Genomic DNA, 17,045 nt, shown 5'->3' with positions numbered 1-17,045 from the left:
GTAACGCAGTGTGTTTTGCGGCCACCAACCGCGAAAATGCTGACAAAAACCTCGCTCCGGCGAGGTTTTTTGTTTTCAGACGCCAGGCAAATAAACGTGATCGGCTGCGCAGTTTTCTGCGGGTGCGTAAAAAGCAGTTGTCGGCGAATGATTCCTGTGCTTGTATAAATCTCGTTAATAACACAACACACAGGCCCCTAATGAACGCTTCCACCAATCCGATGAACCTACTAAAAACCGCGCATAACGCCGCGGTGGTCGTCGTGCGTGTGGTGGTGGTCGTCGGCAATGCGCCGTAGGGTCCGGAACAACACACGATTCCAAAACCCCGCCGGCGCAAACCGGGCGGGGTTTTTCGTTTAAGCCTCTCCTGGAAAGCCGGCTCAGAAGAAAAGGACTGGAGCATGGCAAGTTCGGGCAGCACATCGCAATCCACGCGCTATACAGGCGCGCAGCTGATTGTTCATTTACTGGAACGTCAGGGCATCACCACCGTGACCGGCATCCCCGGCGGCACCGTTTTGCCGTTATACGACGCGCTAAGCCAAAGTAAACAGATTCGCCATGTGCTGGCGCGTCACGAGCAGGGCGCGGGTTTTATCGCGCAGGGCATGGCGCGTACGCAGGGCAAACCGGCGGTTTGTCTGGCGTGTAGCGGGCCAGGGGCGACCAACCTGGTGACCGCCATTGCCGACGCGCGTCTCGATTCGATCCCGCTGATTTGCATCACCGGCCAGGTTCCGGCCTCGATGATTGGCACCGATGCGTTCCAGGAAGTGGACACTTACGGCATCTCTATCCCCATCACAAAACACAACTACCTGGTTCGCGACATCAGCGAACTGCCGCAGGTGATTTGCGATGCGTTTCGCATTGCGCAGTCCGGTCGCCCCGGCCCGGTGTGGATAGATATTCCTAAAGATGTGCAGACGGCGGAAATTACCCTCAGCGAGCTGCCGGAACCGGGTCATAAAGCGCCAGCGCCCGCCTGGAACGCTCAGGATGTTCACGCCGCCGCAGAGATGATCAATGCCGCCGAGCGCCCGGTGCTGTATCTGGGCGGTGGGGTGATTAACGCGCCGCAGCAAATTCGTCACCTGGCGGAAAAAGCCAATATGCCCACCACCATGACGTTAATGGCGCTCGGCATGTTGCCAAAACAGCACCCGCTGTCGCTCGGGATGCTGGGAATGCACGGTGCCCGCAGCACCAACTACATTTTGCAGGAAGCGGATCTGCTGGTGGTGCTTGGCGCACGTTTTGATGACCGGGCGATTGGCAAAACTGAACAGTTCTGCCCGAATGCCAAAATTATTCATGTGGATATCGATCGCGCGGAGCTGGGCAAAGTGAAGCAGGCGCATGTGGCAATCCAGGGCGACGTTGGTGACGTGCTCGATGCGCTGATCCCGCAAGTCGAAGCCCATTCCCGCCACGCCTGGCGCAACACCGTGGAACAGCTGCAAAAAGAGTTTCCCGGCGCGATCCCGCAAGCGGGCGACCCGCTTACCCATTACGGTTTGATCAATGCGGTCGCTGCCTGCGTGGATGACAGTGCGATTATCACCACCGATGTTGGTCAGCATCAGATGTGGACGGCGCAGGCTTACCCGCTGAACCGCCCGCGCCAGTGGCTGACTTCCGGCGGGCTGGGCACCATGGGCTTTGGCCTGCCTGCGGCGATTGGCGCGGCGCTGGCAAACCCGGAGCGTAAGATCATCTGCTTTTCCGGTGATGGTAGCCTGATGATGAACATCCAGGAGATGGCCACCGCCGCGGAAAATAATCTCGATGTGAAAATTATCCTGATGAATAACGAAGCGCTGGGGCTGGTGCATCAGCAACAGAGCCTGTTCTACAAGTCCGGCGTGTTTGCCGCAACGTATCCCGGCATGATCAACTTTATGCAGATTGCCGCTGGTTTTGGCCTGCATACCTGCGATTTAAACGCCGAGTCCAACCCGCAGGCTGCGTTGCAGGAGGTTATCTCTCGTCCGGGCCCGGCGCTGGTGCATGTGCGTATCGACCCGCAAGAAAAAGTTTACCCGATGGTGCCGCCGGGCGCGGCGAATACAGAAATGGTGGGGGAATAAGCCATGCAAACAACTGATAATGTCATTCTCGAACTCACCGTGCGCAACCATCCGGGCGTGATGACGCATGTCTGTGGGCTGTTTGCCCGCCGCGCGTTCAACGTGGAAGGCATTCTTTGTCTACCGCTACAAAGCGGCGAGCAGAGCCGCATCTGGCTCCAGGTGGCGAACGACCAGCGGCTGGAACAGATGATAAGCCAGATCGATAAGCTGGAAGATGTGGTGCAAATTATCCGCCACCAGACCGATCCAGGCGTATTCAACAAACTCGGTCTGTTCTTTGAGTAATCGCCGCGCTTAACGCTGGCTGATGTCGAACAGCAGGTTGCGTAGCCACTGATGCGCCGGATCGCGGTGGCTGCGTTCGTGCCAGGCCAGGGTTTTGGTAAACCCCGGTATCGGCAAGGGCGCTTCACGCATACACATGCCCGGTGTCAGGCTGGCGAGGCGCTGCGGCACCACGGCAATCATATCGCTGACGGTTAACATCTCTGGCAGGATGAGGAAGTTATTCACCGACACGCCCACGCGGCGGCTTTTACCGATTGCGGCCAGCGCGTTATCCGCCACGCCGCGAAAACGTTCGCCATCCCACGATACCAGCGCGTGCTCCAGCGCGCAGAAACGTTCAAGCGTCAGCGTGTCTTGCGCCGCATCCGGGTGGTCGGCGCGCATCATGCAGACAAAACGTTCCTCAAATAGCGCCCGGCTGTGCAGTGCTTCCGGCGTGCTGTGCGGTGTCATTAACGCTGCATCCACTTCGCCGCGCTCAAGCTGGCTTACCAGCCGCTGCGGCTCCACGGGTTCAACGCGGATGCGGATCCCCGGCGCGTGCTTTTTCAGCTCAGCAATAAACGGCACGATCACCACTTTCAGCGCGTAGTCGGTTGCCGCCAGCGTCCAGATAAATGTGGCGCTGAGCGGGTCAAAGGCGGTGGGTTTCAGCAAGCGGTCGATATCGGCAAGGATCTGTTTAACCGGTGCCGCCAGGGCCTGCGCACGCGGCGTGGGCACCATGCCATGCGGCGCGCGGATAAACAGCGGGTCGGCAAAATAATCACGCAGGCGCGTCAACATGCCGCTCACCGCCGGTTGCGTCAGAGAAAGGCGGGCGGCAGCGCGGGTGACATGGCGTTCATCAAGCAAGGCATCGAGCGTTTTCAACAGGTTAAGATCGAGGTTTCTGATATCGTTATTCATGATGATGACCAGCCAGAGCGATAATAAAGATTATCGCATTTACGGCTGTCCGTAGCGGGTAATTTCCCCGTATGATGAGCCTCTTTTGCGCTTCGGGAGCGGTTATGATTTGGTTGATGTTGGCAACGCTGGTGGTGGTTTTTGTGATTGGTTTCAGAGTATTAACTTCTGATTCTCGCCGCGCGATTCGCCGCCTCACCGACCGACTCAACATTCAGCCCGTGCCGGTGGAATCAATGATTGACCAGATGGGCAAAAGCGCCGGTAACGAATATTTAAGCTACCTGACGCGCCCGGACGAAGCGCACCTGCAAAACGCTGCCCAGGTGTTACTGATCTGGCAGGTGTCTATTGTCGATAGCAGCGAGCAGAACCTGGTTTACTGGCACCGGTTGTTGCAAAAAGCGCGGCTGGCAACACCTGTCACCGATGCGCAAATCCGCCTGGCGCAAGGGTTTCTGCGCGAACTGGAACCGGACAGAGCCGATCTCAATAATTTCCAGATGCGCTATAACGCGCTGTTTATGCCCGAAGAGGGCGTTCACTGGCTGCACTGATATCACGCAGCGTGATGATACTCATCAAAGATAGTCATTAGATTTATAACACCGCGCGGCGCAAAGTGGCCTCGTTCATCCATGACGAGGTACACCATGACGCAATCTCTGACGCAAAGCGCCATTGTCTGGCCGCAGGATTACCTGCCAGGCACCACCGATAATTTTGTCTCCAACGAAATCATTGTCGCCGGGCTAACGGCACATGAGATCTGGGCGCAACTGAACGATACTCGCCTGTGGCCGACTTACTACAGCAACGCGCAAGACATCCGTTTTCACGATGGCAGCGGCCCGTTATTAAGCGCCAGTGCCCGTTTTCGTTTCACTACCTTTGGTTTCCCGGTCGAGGCGCAGGTGTGTGAATATGTGCCGCCGGTTGAAGGCCAGGCCGCGCGTATCGCGTGGTATGGCTGGGTGGAAGGGGATGCGCAGTCGCGTCTGGATGCGATTCATGCCTGGTTGTTTGAAGATTTACCCGGCAGCCGCGTGCGCATCCTGACCCAGGAATCGCAAACCGGTGTTCCGGCGCGGCAACTGGCGAGCGCGGTGCCAAACCCGATGATCAATGCTCACCAGGAGTGGATTGTCGGCCTGGCAACGGCGGCGCGTAACGCGCGGGCTAAAGAGTAAACCATGCTGGTGTCGCGGCATAAACCTCATCGCTGTCATGCCGCGACTCCATATACGCACTGGCGGACACGCTTTGTGCCTGGCGGTTGAATTCATCGCCGCCACAGAGTTGCCAAATTGTTAATTGCGTCACACATTTTGAATGTTACACTGCGCGACTTTCACGAATAAAAACTAAGCAGGTAACCAATGAGTGAGCAATCTGTAACGCAATCTTCTACGGATACGGTAAGTCGCCCGAACTGGTCGGCGGTATTCGCCGTGGCGTTTTGCGTGGCTTGCCTGATCACCGTGGAGTTTTTGCCGGTAAGCCTGCTCACGCCCATGGCGCTGGATCTGGGGGTGTCGGAAGGTCTCGCCGGGCAAACCGTCACCGTGACGGCGTTTGTTGCGATGTTTGCCAGCCTGTTTATCACCACGGTTATCCGTGCTGCCGACCGCCGCTATGTGGTGATCGCGTTCGCGGTGCTGCTTACGCTTTCCTGCCTGCTGGTGTCGTTCGCCACCAATTTTACCCTGCTGCTGCTGGGTCGGGCCTGCCTTGGCCTGGCGTTAGGCGGTTTCTGGGCGATGTCGGCGTCGCTAACCATGCGGCTGGTGCCGATGCGCGTTGTGCCAAAAGCGCTGTCGGTGATCTTTGGCGCGGTGTCGATTGCGCTGGTGATCGCGGCCCCGCTCGGTAGTTTTCTTGGTGGCATTATTGGCTGGCGCAATGTGTTTAACGGCGCGGCGCTGATGGGCGCGGCCTGCATCATCTGGGTGTGGCAGGCATTGCCGTCGCTGCCGGGGAAAACCGAGCACCACGAGAACATGTTCGGCCTGCTCAAGCGCCCCGGTGTACTGGCCGGGATGATTGCCATTTTTATGGTCTTCGCCGGGCAGTTTTCGTTTTTCACCTATATTCGCCCGGTTTATATGAATCTCGCCGGGTTTGATGTCGACGGGCTGACATTAGTGCTGCTGAGCTTCGGTATCGCCAGCTTTGTCGGCACGTCGTTCTCCTCGGTGGTGATGAAGCGCTCGGTGAAACTGGCGCTGGCGCTGGCACCGTTAACCCTGGCCATTAGCGCCCTGGTGCTGATTCTGTGGGGCAGCGATAAGGTTGTCGCGGCGGGCATCGCCATTATCTGGGGGCTGGGTTTTGCGCTGATCCCGGTGGGCTGGTCAACATGGATCACCCGCACGCTTGCCGATCAGGCAGAAAAAGCCGGTTCTATTCAGGTGGCGGTGATCCAGCTTGCCAACACCTGCGGCGCGGCGATTGGCGGCTTTGCCCTCGATCATTACGGTTTACTTTCGCCGCTGGTCCTTTCCGGTAGCCTGATGCTGTTAACGGCGCTGCTGGTGGCCGCGAAAGTGCGGGTAAAAGCGTAAACCAGTCGGCTTATGCGGCGCGTATTTTGCGCCGCGAATCCCAGGAAATCAGCAATACCGACGAGACAATCAGCAGCGTGCCGAGCCAGTCCGGCAGCGAAAACGCCACGCCGAGGAGCGCCACTGACAGCAGGGCGCTGCTCAGCGGTTCGGCGCAACTCAGAATGCTGGCTTTCGAGCCGCCAATCATCTGCGCGCCTTTCAGATAGAGGCTAAACGTCAGCGCGGTGCCAATCACCACCAGGTAGAAGAACGCCATCAGCAGGCGGCCATTCACCACAACATCATTTCCCTGACCGCCAAAGAAGGGCGTCAGCATTAGTCCCGCCAGCAACATACTCCAGCCGACAATCGGCAGCGTGCCGTAACGGGCGATAAGCTGCGAAGGGTAGGTAGTATAAAACGCGGCGGCAAACGCCGAGACAATGCCCCACAGCAGCGCTTCAGGCGAGATAGAGAGCGACGTCAGATTGCCGTGCGTCACCAGTAAAAATGTACCGATAAGCGAAGTGACAATCGCCGACGCCACGGGGAAGGTGGGGCGCGCTTTGCGCACCAGCGCGAACCACGCCACGATAATCGTCGGCGAGAGAAATTGCAGCACCGTCGCGGTGGCGGCGTTGGATTTTTCAATCGTCAGCAGGAAAGTGAGCTGCACGGTTAGCGCGCCAAACAGCGAGAAGAACAGCAGGCTAAAGGCGTCTTTGCGGTTTTTCAGGATGGCGAAAATTTTGTCACCATGGACAAACGACAGCGTTAACAAAATCACGCCGGTGAACAGCAGTCGCGTCATCGTCAGCCACGGCGAGGAGATATGACTTTTCTGCATTATGTACTGCGCGCAAACCCCGGAACTGCCCCATAAAACGGCGGCGGCCAGGACGTAAAACATCCCTTTCTTGCTTGAACCCATGTGCTAACCCAACTCTGTAATGCTGATGACTTATCGTAAGGCCGCGCATCATAACACATGTACAGAGTTTAACCGGAGGCGGCATGAGGGGGGACCGCCTCCGGTTTTGTTACCTTACCACCAGGCTTCCCACATCGCGCCGATATTGAACGAATCGAGCGTCGAGTCGTTGGTGCCGTTCACGCGTGCGGTGCGTTTGTTATCCACTTCGCCGCCGGTCACGTAGAAGCGCAGCATCGGGCGGAACTCCGGTCCCATCGCGATAGAGATGTTCTGCGATAGGGTTGCTTTCCAGCCGTGGTTATCGCCGCCGTCATCATAATCTACGCGTTGATAACCCAGTTCCAGCCACGTGGAGTGCACATCGTTCCACCAGTGCATCGGGCGGACAATCGCGCCATAGTTGCGGCGGTTATCCGCTTTGTTGGCGCTGTTGTCGTAGTCGTGGTACGCGAGCAGGTAGTCCACCTGCGTCTGCCGGGAGAATTTGTAGCTGCCTTCGAAGCTGGCGTAAATCGCGGTCAGATCGTCGGTTTTGTTAAATACGCTGTTATCCGCGTTATCGGAGTAGCGCGCGATCAGTTTGTTAATGCCGTGGTCGTAGGTGTGGCTCAACACCGCACCACCTTGCCAGGCTTTCAGACGGGCATCGCTTTCAATCGCTTTCGAATCAAAACCGTAGTTAGCGTAGATTTCCAGATCCAGCGGGCCGACTTTCATGCCATGGATTTTGGAGGTCACCGCATAGTTACCTTTATCGCCGACGTTGGAGCCGCCAGTACAGGTGATGCGTGACGGGTTGGCTTCATCTTCCAGCACTTCCGGGCTACAGGATGCCACCGAACCAACAGCCGCGACATCAAACTGCACGCCGCCGATATCGAAGTTTTTCACCCCGGCGCCCTGGCCGTCGTGGTTCATCCAGAAGTAGTCGTTGATGCCCTGTTGTGGACGCTGGTGGAAATCACGCCCTGCCCAGAAGTAGGCGTTCGGGTTGGATGCCAGCAGGTTGGTCACCCCGGCATACGCTTTTTTCAGGTTAACTTCGTCGCCCCAGTGGTCGAACATCACGTTGACGTCCCAGATTGCGCCGTTGTCGCCTTTAAAGGCTTTGGAGAGCTGGAATTCACCGCCGTTGCCTTCGTTGCCCAGACGACCAATCGCCGACGCGCCGTTATAGGAGCCATCGACGCCAACATATTTCTGATCGCCAGACTGGAAGTGCGCGCCATAACGGGCGTAACCGCTAAATTTCAGGCCGTAAGGCACCGCCAAATCCGGGGTTTGCGCCGCGCTTTGCGGTTCCACCACCACATCCGCTTTTTTATTCACGGCGGCGTCCATTTTCGCCTGGCGTTCCGCCAGCGCTTTATCCACCGCCTTGGCGACGATGGCATCGATTTGCTCTTGCGTGAACTCTTGTGCGAAGACGGAGCCAGAGCAAAGGGTGGCCGCAACCGCCAGCGCCACTGGAAGTTTTTTATTAATTCTCATGGTTATCTCAATTTAGTAAGTTATTCTCAGACAATAACCATCCCGGGTGACCGGGCAGAGATTATTGCCATCACCATTACGAACTGCTTTTATTTTTAAATGCGGGTACAGCTTAATTAAGATTTACCGTAATCAATTCTCCGTTAATTATTGCCGATATAAAGTGTGAAGCTGAATTATCTCTTCGGATAACTCACGCGCTAATAATGATGTCATTAAATGATCCTGCGCGTGTACCATAATTAATGTCATCGGTTGCCGGGCTTCGCCCGCATCCTGTTCGATTAATTTGGTTTGCATGTGATGCGCCTGGCGCGAGTAGCCATCCGCCTCCTTCAGCAACTGGCGCGCTTCGTCAAGATTGCCTGCCCTTGCCGCGCGCAGCGCTTCAAAGCACAGGCTGCGCGACTGTCCGGCGTTGACGATAATTTCCATTACCGCTTCTTCGAGTTCAATCATTGTCATTTAATCCTGAGTAAAACCATTATTTTCAGCGGTGGCGGCAAACCACTCTCCACTTTTCTTAATGGTACGTTTTTGCGTTGCCAGATCTAATTGCACAAAGCCGTAGCGGTTTTTATAGGCATTACACCATGACCAGTTATCAATAAATGTCCACATATGGTAGCCAAGGCAATTACACCCTTCGCTAATTCCTTTATGCAGCCAGATAAGATGATCGCGAACAAACGTAATACGATAGCTATCGTTTATTTGCCCATCTTCAATAAAACGCTGTTCGTTCTCGACGCCCATACCGTTTTCGGAAATAAAACAGCGTGGGTTACCGTAATTGACGCGTAAGTTCGTGAGAATATCGTAAATACCCGGCTCATAAATTTCCCACCCGCGATACGGGTTCATTTTGCGCCCTGGCATTTCGTAATAATCAAACAACCACTCCGGCATAAACGGCGCGTCGGGATTGACCGCGCTGTCCCGGCACTTTACCCGCCGAGGCTGGTAATAGTTAATGCCGAGCAGGTCGATTTTCCCTTCTGCAATCAGCGAGATATCGTCCGGCTGGCAGGCGGGCAACTGGTCATACTCTTTGAGCAGCGCCACCAGGTCAGCGGGATACTCGCCGCGCAGTACCGGGTCGAGAAAACTGCGATTGAACAGCAAATCGGCATAGTGCGCCGCTTTCACATCCGCCGGGTGCTGCGAACGTGGATAGGACGGCGTCAGGTTCAACACAATGCCAATCTCACCGGCGTAAAACCCGGCGCGAAATGCTCTCACCGCGCTGGCATGCGCCAGTACCGTGTGGTACGCCACCGTGGCCGCACGTTTAAAATCCACCACGTTCGGGTAATGGAAATCGTACAGATAACCGCCCTCTACCGGCACAATCGGCTCGTTAAAGGTGAACCAGTGATGAACCCGATCACCAAACAGCTCGAAACAGATTTGCGCGTAGCGGCTGAAAGCCTGCACCACTTCCCGGCTTTCCCAGCCGCCTTTTTCCTGCATCACCATCGGCATATCGAAGTGAAACAGCGTGATAAACGGCGTAATACCCTGCGCCAGCAGCTCGTCGATGACCTCGTTATAGAACGCCACCGCCTGCGGATTCACTTCACCATCGCCATCCGGGATCAGCCGTGACCAGCTGATAGAGGTGCGAAAGCTGTTGTGCTTGAGCTGCTTTAACAGCGCGATGTCCTGCCGCCAGTGGCGATAAAACGTCGAGGTCTCTTGCGGCCCAATCTGCTGGTGAAAGCGCCACGGTTGGCTGGCAAACCAGGCATCCCATGTGGTTGCGCTTTTACCGCCTTGCTGGCTTTCCCCTTCGGTTTGCAGCGCAGAGCTGGCGCTGCCCCACCAGAAGTTTGCGGGAAATACGTATTTCATTACCGACTCCTTTTCGTTACTGCGAATGCGTTACGGCTTAGTTACTGCGGACGGTTTCCGTCATCGGCGCGCTGCTCTGCGCTTTTTCTTCTTCTGCTTTCATTAATGAATGCTCGTAAGCACGCAGGAACGGCAGATACATCAGGGCGGACATCACCATACAAATCAGGCACATCACCACCGGGCTAAAGGCCCAGTTCGCCGCCCAGGACGCACCGATAGGCGCAGGCGTTGTCCACGGTGTCAGGGAGACGACTTGCGCCAGCAGACCCATTTTGGTGGCGGTGTAAGCCAGCACGGCGTTCACCAACGGCACACAAACAAACGGCACAAACAGCATCGGGTTCATGATGATCGGCGCGCCGAACAGAATCGGTTCGTTGATGTTAAAGAAGCTCGGTACGACGCCCATTTTGCCGATGGTGCGCAGATGCGCGACGCGGCTACGCAGCAGCAGGAACGCCAGCGGCAGGGTGGAACCGACGCCGCCAATCAGCAAGTAGTGATCCCAGAAACCTTGCAGATAAACGTGCGGCAGCGCAGCGCCCGCAGCCAGTGCGGCCTGGTTGGCGGAGAGGTTTGCCATCCAGAACGGGTTCATGATGCCGGTGACAATCAGCGAACCGTGGATACCGGCGAACCAGAAGATCTGGCACAGCAGCACGGAAAGCAGAATGGCAGGCAGGGAATCGGACGCGGAGACCAGCGGTTCCAGCACGTGCATAATCGCCTGCGGCAAGATCATGCCGGTTTGCGCTTCAATAAACAGGTTCAGCGGGTGCAGCGTACCAATGATCACCAGCACCGGAATGAGGATTTCAAACGAACGGGCAACGCCGGTCGGCACCTCTTTGGGCAGGCGAATGGTGATGTTGTGCTGTTTAAGCCAGGCGTAAACGCGGGTGGAGTAAATTGATGTCAGCAGCGCGGTGAAGATGCCCTGCCCGGAGAGATACTGGGTAGAAATTTTGCCATCGGCATACGGTGCGGCGACCAGCAGAAACGCCATAAACGCCAGCAGACCGGTCATTACCGGGTCGAGGTTAAACTGGCGACCGAGGCTCGCGCCGATCCCGACGGAGATGAAGAAGGTCATTACCCCCATGCTGAGGTTAAACGGCAGCATCAACTGCGCGCGGTATTCGGTGGAGAAATCGAGCCACGCGCGGGCGAAACCAACGGTGGTGTCGGCGGAAAACGGCGGGAAGATAAACACCAGCATAAACGAGCCGATGATCATAAACGGCAGCGCGGCGGTAAAACCGTCGCGAATAGCGATAACGTACTTCTGTTGCCCGAGGCGACCGGCCAGCGGCGTAATGCTTTGCTCAATAACCGTAATCATTGATTGATATAAGGAACTCATAAGAACACCTTTTTAATGCGCCGCTTCTATGAGCGACAGGGCATAGTCCAGTACCTCATTGCCACGTTGCATTCCGTAGTCCATCGGGTTGATGGGTTGGACCGGAATACCCTGAGCGGCGGCCTTTTCTGACAGCGTGTTTAACATGTATTTGACTTGCGGTCCGAGAAGCACGACCTGGTAACGCGGAAATTGCGTGTCGAACTCCGCGACGCCATACGCGTCGATCTCTACCGGTATATCGCGTTCCTTCGCGGCTTCCAGCATTTTCCTCACCAGTAAGCTGGTGGACATACCGGCTGAACAGCACAACATAATCCTGAACATCGTTAACCATCCTCGAAGTGTAAAAAGTTATTGCGGGGTCGATTGGATATCATATGGAAACCGGTTTCCATTTGTTCGCCGCAGAAGTGTGATAGCTGTCAATGTCTATGAATTATCTGATGCCGTAATTGGATTTGCGTCACGGAATTTGGCACTCTGTAGAGAACAAAAAGCGCAAAATGGAAAATCGGTTTCCATCAAAAAGCGAAACCGTTATACTGCGTGTGGTTATATATTAGCCGTTGAAGTATTTAGATTTTGCGGGCGCAATGTGCGTCTGTCAGGGGAGAAAGATGTCTACAATCAACGATGTATCACGTTTAGCTGGGGTGTCGAAAGCCACAGTCTCACGGGTGTTGAGTGGTTCGCGCGGCGTTAAGGAAGCCAGTCGCCTCGCGGTGCTGAAAGCGGTCGAAGAGCTGAATTATCGGCCCAATGTTATCGCGCAGTCATTGCTCAGCCAGTCGACAGGCTGCATCGGTGTTATCTGCGCCCAGGACAATATCAACCAAACCACCGGCTACCTCTACGCGCTGGAAAAGCATTTAAGCCAGAGCCAGAAACATCTGCTGCTGCGCTTCGCCAACACCAAAGCGGAAGTGATGAGCGCGCTGGATGAGCTGACCTGCGGGCTGTGTGACGATGTGCTGATTATCGGCGCGCGTTTTCCGCTCAAAATTGACGACGAAAACGTCATTCTGGTGGATTGCGTTGAGTCTGCCGACGCCACGCCTAACTGTATTCAATTTGATCACGCCTTCGCCGCCGAAACGGCCTGTAACTACCTGATTAGCCAGAGCCGCCGACAAATTGCGCTAATCCACCCGCGCACCGCCGCGGCCGATCAAGTGCTGCACGGCTATAAGCTGGCGCTGGAGAATAATTTCCTGCCGTTTAACCGTAACCTGGTGTTTATGGATGACACTTCGTCCTCTGTTGCATTGCAGGTGCTGCTCAATAACGCAACTACCCTGAATTTCAACGCGTTGCTGGTGGCGGATGAGCAGGAAGCCCAGCGTGTAATCCCGCAATTGCAGGCGTTTAATAAATCGGTGCCGGGCGACATTATGGTCTTCAGCCTCGCCGGTTCACTGCATTTGCCGGGCATTCCTACTATTCCGGCTATTGAATATTCGATGGACGCGATGGCGGCACGTATTGTCGCCTGGCTAAATGAAAAAACGCAGAGCGTGCTGGGTGCTTACCGGGTGCGCGGGGATTTAATTATTCCCGATGTCAGCAAACGCTAATCGCTATTTTGAAAGCCTCCGGTTGGGGGCTTTTTTATTTCCCGCTTCTAATTTTCGTCCTTAAGTTAAATAAAAAACCGCTTTAAGGTAAATCGCATTTTTACTACAAACAATTCTCTCTCTGTGCTTGTTACTGCCGATAATCCATTAGAACATCGTAAAAACGCGTAATTAAAGTGGGGAGCGGAAGATGAACAGACTGCAGACCATTTCTGTCGCACTGGCACAGAAGATGGATCAGTTGCAAGCGAGAGAGAACATCCAGCTTGCCATCGCTGCCTGCCAGTATGCCTTACACGTTTCGGGCTGGAAGGATGCCAATGTGGATGAAGCGTTCTCAGGGTTGCAACGCAACGGTACCCTGACTGAACCTGAATTGGCGTTCTGCAGAAAGCGCGGCGAGGCGCTGGATAACGACTATTTCATTAAGCAAGAAAACGGCGAGACTGATTCTATCATCTCATTTAGCCGCGCCCGGGTAGTATCCGCAATACTGCTTTTGCATGCTGGCGAGTACCCCGAATCTGTATATGAGTCATTGATTTCTTTAGATGATACTGCGCAGTTACTGGCGGTACTCTATGAAAAAGGATAAGTAATGAACAGCTTAAATATCGATTGGGTGCCTGAGTTCGGTACGATCCATACCTGGTTTGCCGCCGATAAACACGGCCGTATTGCCGTGATGGTGAATAACTGTTTTGGCGATCTTCCCAGAGCGTTATTACAAATAACAGATGTTGAATCGCTGCTGGAAAATATGAATGAGTTTATATGGGAAGAGTCGCCCATTTTTGATGCGTACCCAGAGAATAAAAATGGCGCATTTTCCGTGGATTTATTTTCCCATATAAGATTCAGAAGTCACCCTGATAAAGCACATATTACGGAAGAGCTTAAACAGGACTGGCAGCGGTTAGGGTCGCAAAGTGATGTTAATCTGGCTATCAATAAAGGGATGTTTCTTTATTTTGGTGTAGAAGGTTCCAATCCCGGTGAGGATTACCCTGTCGGGTATGAAGGTACGACGCAAATGGGCGATTACTTTCGCTTCTTAGTCCCTACAGTGTTCGCATTGGTTGATGATTTTCCTCAACCGCTTCGCCGGGGTATTGCCGTTTCGACCATTATTGATTTCGAAAAAGACAGGTTACTGGATAATCGCCAAATCAATACCTGGTTTCCCGCCATGTTCGCGGGCCACTAAAATGCGCGGCGACGGTACTATCCCGATGGATGAATCACTCCTGGAATGCGATCTGGACTGGTTTGGCGTTGCGCCGGATGGTTCACTCGCCCATTTCGCTACTGCTGGCGTTGGCCCCGTTCCGGTGGAATTTAGTGGCTCTGTTGCCAACTATGAATTGGTTTACGACTATTTTGCTTCGCTGCAACCGATGTCAGATATTGAGGTGATTGAGGAAAATCTGGAGGAGTTTGCTAATGAGGAGCAGCGCCAGCGCTATCTGGCCTCATTTATTGCCATGTCGCGTAAAGGGTTGTTGAGTTATGATTTTAAAGAGAATGCGTATATATTAGTTGTGCGCCCAATAGTGCCGATGAAATATGACCTTCTGCCTGAAAATATAAAAAACACCCTCCCTTTTATTTAATATATCAATACGTGTGACGGCCTTGCCTATGAAGAAGAATGAAATCTATATTGAAATGCTATCGCTGGCTTTACCCTATATCAGAAATATGCAGTCGCAGGGTGCGGAAATAAAAGCACAGGACACATCCTGTTTTTTTGAGGCGGAATTACTGCATAATCTCATGCCGACACTGCTAATACCCGACGTTGTTGAGCATGACATTTGGTTTTTAAATCACCAGGCGAGGTATTTTGTTGTAAACTGCAACGCAGATATTTCTCCGAATTATCATCAGCATCTCAATTCTATTAAGTCTATATTCTCGCTGGTTCCGCCTGAATTGCGGGCAGCGCTACAGTGGCAAGGCCCCTAAGCGAAACCCCGTACACAATGTGCTGTTTCCCCGAGGTTTAGCTCAAGCAGAAAAAATAACCGCTGCCGGGAACGGCTTAAGGCACGCTCTTACATCGCCCGCGCAGCGCGGGTTATCAGCCATTTAGCTAAATTCCACCAATCGTTAGCCATAAGTTTGCTAAGGACGTTTAGCTATAAGCCATACGTTTTCGTTGTTAGACAGGGTGCGGTGCGGCTCTTATCGTTCGTCATTATTTGTAAATTCCACGCAATCATTTGATGAGGGAGCAATTTTGGCCAGCTTCGTGAATAGCTTAAAAACAAAACCCACGCGCTTCACCCTCGCGCTGAAAATCGCGCTACTCAGCAGTGTGGTGGCGTTCTCGTCTGCCTCGTTCGCCGATGAGATCTTGAAAGAAGGCATCACACCGGCGACAGACGCCAGCCAGATCCCGGCGGCGGCGAAGCTGCGCAAAGACACGGTGGTAGCCGGTATTTCGGAGCCGCAGGGGATTTTTAACCCCTACTTCTTCGTCAATGGTTGGGATGAAAACGTCACCAACGTCATCTTCTCGCGTCTGATCGATTGGGACAGCCACGGCAAACTGGTGCCGGGCCTTGCCGAAAGCTGGACGGTCAGCCCGGATAACAAGGTCTACACCATCAAGCTGCGCCCGAACCTGACTTTCAGCGACGGCTCGCCGCTGACCGCCGAAGACGTGGCCTTTACCCTGACGGTGCTTTACGACCCGAAATATGATGGCGACACGGATATTACGCTGGCGAATATCGCGGGCGGCGCGGAATACAAAGCCGGGAAAGCGGACAGCGTCAGCGGTCTGAAAGTGATTGACCCGTTAACGCTACAGGTCACCACCACCCAGCCTGGCGCCACGACGCTGGCGAAAATCGGCGGGCCGGTGCTGTCCAAAGCCTATTACGGCAAGGGCTATCAGCGCGGCAATCTGGATTACCTGCGCACGCTGCACGGCAAACCGCTGGGCAACGGGCCGTATGTCTATGAGAAATACATTCCAGGCCAGGAGATCCGTTTCCACGCCAACACCCATTTCTACCGTGGCACACCGCCAACGCCGCGCTTTATCTACCGCGTGACCAATCCGTCCACCAATTTCCAGCTGTTCCAGACCGGCGAGACGGACTACGATGCGTTCACCTCGCGCCCGGATGATATTGAACAGCTGAAAATGCTCGGTTTCGCCAATATCAACCTGTACGGCTCCAGCGATTACAGCAAAGTGGAATTCAACGTGCGTCGTCCGGCGTTGCAGGACGTGAAAGTACGCCAGGCGCTGATTTACGGCCTTGATCGCCAGAAGCTGATTGATGTGGTGTATCAGGGGTACGGCAAAGTGGCGATTGAGCCGATTGCGCCGATCTCCTGGGCCTATAACACGGAAGGGGTTAACCCGTACAAATTCGACCCGGCGCAAGCGAAAAAACTGCTGGATGAAGCGGGCTGGAAACCGGGGCCGGACGGCATCCGTGTGAAAGACGGCAAACGCCTGGAACTGACCTTGCTGGTGAGCAAGAAAGTGCTGAACGACGCGCTGATCCCGATTGCCAAAGAGAACTGGCAACAGATTGGCGTGCTGCTGAAACCGCAGGTTGTCGACTTCAACGCCCTGATGGCGCAGCGTAAAGCCGGCAATTATGACCTTGCTTCCTTTAGCACCAGCACGTTAAACGATCCGCATGACGGCGTGTGGGATTACTACAGCACGGAAGCGAAAGAGTCCGGCTATAACAACCCGCAGGTCGATAAGCTGATTAACGAAGGTAACGCAGTGCTGGATGTGGAAAAACGTAAACCGATTTACCACCAGCTCTATAAAGTGCTGGCGGATGATCCGCCGGCGATCCTGCTGGGCAACCGCGAAATTTTGTCGGCCAGCAGCGCCCGCGTCACCGGTTTTAAACCGGATATCTACAACGGCCTGACCGGCAGCCTGCCGGATGTGAAAATCGTTAAGTAACACCATCACAACTGCCGGGGCTTCCCGGCAGTTGCCAT

The 17,045-nt window shown here is 54.5% G+C and carries 19 protein-coding genes; 12 read left to right on the top strand and 7 right to left on the bottom strand.

All coding sequences use genetic code 11. The features are described 5' to 3' along the window. Positions 1–200: 200 nt before the first annotated feature. The 3 genes from ivbL to ilvN all read left to right on the top strand — a co-directional run bounded on the left by ivbL (position 201) and on the right by ilvN (position 2,381). The gene (gene ivbL, locus AAIG26_RS17430) at positions 201–299 is read left to right on the top strand and encodes an ilvB operon leader peptide IvbL (protein ID WP_110093690.1); all 99 of its coding nucleotides are present in this window, start codon (positions 201–203) and stop codon (positions 297–299) included. Positions 300–404: 105 nt separating this feature from the next. Beyond that, complete coding sequence (gene ilvB, locus AAIG26_RS17425; protein WP_045507399.1) at positions 405–2,093, top strand: acetolactate synthase large subunit; 1,689 nt, start codon at positions 405–407, stop codon at positions 2,091–2,093. Positions 2,094–2,096: 3 nt separating this feature from the next. Then, on the top strand, positions 2,097–2,381 hold the full coding sequence (gene ilvN, locus AAIG26_RS17420) for an acetolactate synthase small subunit (RefSeq protein ID WP_017458118.1): 285 nt from the start codon (positions 2,097–2,099) through the stop codon (positions 2,379–2,381). Positions 2,382–2,390: 9 nt separating this feature from the next. Here ilvN and AAIG26_RS17415 read toward each other — a convergent pair whose 3' ends face one another. Further along, on the bottom strand, positions 2,391–3,293 hold the full coding sequence (locus AAIG26_RS17415; protein WP_020455804.1) for a LysR family transcriptional regulator: 903 nt from the start codon (positions 3,291–3,293) through the stop codon (positions 2,391–2,393). Positions 3,294–3,397: 104 nt separating this feature from the next. Here AAIG26_RS17415 and AAIG26_RS17410 point away from each other — a divergent pair, with 104 nt between their 5' ends. The 3 genes from AAIG26_RS17410 (at position 3,398) to nepI (ending at position 5,857) form a co-directional block, all read left to right on the top strand. Continuing rightward, positions 3,398–3,850, top strand: coding sequence for a DUF1198 domain-containing protein (locus AAIG26_RS17410; RefSeq protein ID WP_045507402.1), 453 nt, complete (start codon positions 3,398–3,400; stop codon positions 3,848–3,850). Between the two features lie 96 nt (positions 3,851–3,946). Beyond that, positions 3,947–4,483 carry an SRPBCC domain-containing protein gene (locus AAIG26_RS17405; RefSeq protein WP_174240553.1) on the top strand — a complete coding sequence of 179 codons (537 nt, stop codon included), beginning with the start codon at positions 3,947–3,949 and terminating at the stop codon, positions 4,481–4,483. A 189-nt stretch (positions 4,484–4,672) separates the two neighbouring features. Beyond that, on the top strand, positions 4,673–5,857 hold the full coding sequence (gene nepI, locus AAIG26_RS17400) for a purine ribonucleoside efflux pump NepI (RefSeq protein ID WP_045507408.1): 1,185 nt from the start codon (positions 4,673–4,675) through the stop codon (positions 5,855–5,857). Positions 5,858–5,867: 10 nt separating this feature from the next. On the opposite strand, the gene AAIG26_RS17395 is transcribed toward nepI, so the two are convergent. From AAIG26_RS17395 to AAIG26_RS17370, 6 genes are all read right to left on the bottom strand, one after another. After that, entirely contained in the window at positions 5,868–6,770 is a 903-nt protein-coding gene (locus tag AAIG26_RS17395; RefSeq protein ID WP_044489528.1) for an EamA family transporter, read from the bottom strand. A 114-nt stretch (positions 6,771–6,884) separates the two neighbouring features. Continuing rightward, a complete protein-coding gene (locus AAIG26_RS17390) occupies positions 6,885–8,264 on the bottom strand; it encodes a carbohydrate porin (protein WP_020455799.1) in 1,380 nt (459 codons plus the stop codon). A 147-nt stretch (positions 8,265–8,411) separates the two neighbouring features. Further along, positions 8,412–8,723 carry a PTS lactose/cellobiose transporter subunit IIA gene (locus AAIG26_RS17385; RefSeq protein ID WP_044489757.1) on the bottom strand — a complete coding sequence of 104 codons (312 nt, stop codon included), beginning with the start codon at positions 8,721–8,723 and terminating at the stop codon, positions 8,412–8,414. Between the two features lie 6 nt (positions 8,724–8,729). Continuing rightward, positions 8,730–10,118 (bottom strand): glycoside hydrolase family 1 protein, encoded by a 1,389-nt coding sequence (locus tag AAIG26_RS17380; RefSeq protein WP_269232045.1) that lies wholly within the window; start codon positions 10,116–10,118, stop codon positions 8,730–8,732. A gap of 37 nt (positions 10,119–10,155) precedes the next feature. After that, positions 10,156–11,484 carry a PTS cellobiose transporter subunit IIC gene (locus AAIG26_RS17375; RefSeq protein ID WP_020455796.1) on the bottom strand — a complete coding sequence of 443 codons (1,329 nt, stop codon included), beginning with the start codon at positions 11,482–11,484 and terminating at the stop codon, positions 10,156–10,158. Between the two features lie 12 nt (positions 11,485–11,496). Beyond that, on the bottom strand, positions 11,497–11,811 hold the full coding sequence (locus AAIG26_RS17370; RefSeq protein ID WP_017458127.1) for a PTS sugar transporter subunit IIB: 315 nt from the start codon (positions 11,809–11,811) through the stop codon (positions 11,497–11,499). A gap of 293 nt (positions 11,812–12,104) precedes the next feature. Between AAIG26_RS17370 and AAIG26_RS17365 the strand changes: the two genes are divergently transcribed. From AAIG26_RS17365 to AAIG26_RS17340, 6 genes are all read left to right on the top strand, one after another. Next, positions 12,105–13,061, top strand: coding sequence for a LacI family DNA-binding transcriptional regulator (locus AAIG26_RS17365; protein ID WP_020455794.1), 957 nt, complete (start codon positions 12,105–12,107; stop codon positions 13,059–13,061). A 190-nt stretch (positions 13,062–13,251) separates the two neighbouring features. Then, entirely contained in the window at positions 13,252–13,656 is a 405-nt protein-coding gene (locus AAIG26_RS17360; RefSeq protein WP_343181085.1) for a hypothetical protein, read from the top strand. Between the two features lie 3 nt (positions 13,657–13,659). Next, the gene (locus AAIG26_RS17355; RefSeq protein WP_343181084.1) at positions 13,660–14,268 is read left to right on the top strand and encodes a hypothetical protein; all 609 of its coding nucleotides are present in this window, start codon (positions 13,660–13,662) and stop codon (positions 14,266–14,268) included. Positions 14,269–14,293: 25 nt separating this feature from the next. After that, positions 14,294–14,674 carry a hypothetical protein gene (locus tag AAIG26_RS17350; protein ID WP_249880279.1) on the top strand — a complete coding sequence of 127 codons (381 nt, stop codon included), beginning with the start codon at positions 14,294–14,296 and terminating at the stop codon, positions 14,672–14,674. A 28-nt stretch (positions 14,675–14,702) separates the two neighbouring features. Then, on the top strand, positions 14,703–15,029 hold the full coding sequence (locus tag AAIG26_RS17345; protein ID WP_343181083.1) for a zinc ABC transporter substrate-binding protein: 327 nt from the start codon (positions 14,703–14,705) through the stop codon (positions 15,027–15,029). 274 nt (positions 15,030–15,303) lie between these two features. Then, positions 15,304–17,007 carry an ABC transporter substrate-binding protein gene (locus tag AAIG26_RS17340; protein ID WP_097407278.1) on the top strand — a complete coding sequence of 568 codons (1,704 nt, stop codon included), beginning with the start codon at positions 15,304–15,306 and terminating at the stop codon, positions 17,005–17,007. Positions 17,008–17,045: the final 38 nt, after the last annotated feature.

Source organism: Kosakonia sp. PSU_27, from assembly GCF_039409795.1.
GTDB lineage: Bacteria > Pseudomonadota > Gammaproteobacteria > Enterobacterales > Enterobacteriaceae > Kosakonia.
This window is presented reverse-complemented; position numbering and strand designations above follow the sequence as displayed.

Bases quoted from the DNA above. Each gene is read 5' to 3' on its own strand.
- ilvN (WP_017458118.1), top strand. From the start codon at position 2,097: ATGCAAACAACTGATAATGTCATTCTCGAACTCACCGTGCGCAACCAT.
- AAIG26_RS17390 (WP_020455799.1), bottom strand. From the start codon at position 8,264: ATGAGAATTAATAAAAAACTTCCAGTGGCGCTGGCGGTTGCGGCCACC.
- AAIG26_RS17355 (WP_343181084.1), top strand. From the start codon at position 13,660: ATGAACAGCTTAAATATCGATTGGGTGCCTGAGTTCGGTACGATCCAT.
- AAIG26_RS17365 (WP_020455794.1), top strand. From the start codon at position 12,105: ATGTCTACAATCAACGATGTATCACGTTTAGCTGGGGTGTCGAAAGCC.
- AAIG26_RS17360 (WP_343181085.1), top strand. From the start codon at position 13,252: ATGAACAGACTGCAGACCATTTCTGTCGCACTGGCACAGAAGATGGAT.
- AAIG26_RS17415 (WP_020455804.1), bottom strand. From the start codon at position 3,293: ATGAATAACGATATCAGAAACCTCGATCTTAACCTGTTGAAAACGCTC.
- ivbL (WP_110093690.1), top strand. From the start codon at position 201: ATGAACGCTTCCACCAATCCGATGAACCTACTAAAAACCGCGCATAAC.
- ilvB (WP_045507399.1), top strand. From the start codon at position 405: ATGGCAAGTTCGGGCAGCACATCGCAATCCACGCGCTATACAGGCGCG.
- AAIG26_RS17375 (WP_020455796.1), bottom strand. From the start codon at position 11,484: ATGAGTTCCTTATATCAATCAATGATTACGGTTATTGAGCAAAGCATT.
- AAIG26_RS17410 (WP_045507402.1), top strand. From the start codon at position 3,398: ATGATTTGGTTGATGTTGGCAACGCTGGTGGTGGTTTTTGTGATTGGT.
- nepI (WP_045507408.1), top strand. From the start codon at position 4,673: ATGAGTGAGCAATCTGTAACGCAATCTTCTACGGATACGGTAAGTCGC.
- AAIG26_RS17405 (WP_174240553.1), top strand. From the start codon at position 3,947: ATGACGCAATCTCTGACGCAAAGCGCCATTGTCTGGCCGCAGGATTAC.
- AAIG26_RS17350 (WP_249880279.1), top strand. From the start codon at position 14,294: ATGGATGAATCACTCCTGGAATGCGATCTGGACTGGTTTGGCGTTGCG.
- AAIG26_RS17395 (WP_044489528.1), bottom strand. From the start codon at position 6,770: ATGGGTTCAAGCAAGAAAGGGATGTTTTACGTCCTGGCCGCCGCCGTT.
- AAIG26_RS17345 (WP_343181083.1), top strand. From the start codon at position 14,703: ATGAAGAAGAATGAAATCTATATTGAAATGCTATCGCTGGCTTTACCC.
- AAIG26_RS17380 (WP_269232045.1), bottom strand. From the start codon at position 10,118: ATGAAATACGTATTTCCCGCAAACTTCTGGTGGGGCAGCGCCAGCTCT.
- AAIG26_RS17385 (WP_044489757.1), bottom strand. From the start codon at position 8,723: ATGATTGAACTCGAAGAAGCGGTAATGGAAATTATCGTCAACGCCGGA.
- AAIG26_RS17370 (WP_017458127.1), bottom strand. From the start codon at position 11,811: ATGTTCAGGATTATGTTGTGCTGTTCAGCCGGTATGTCCACCAGCTTA.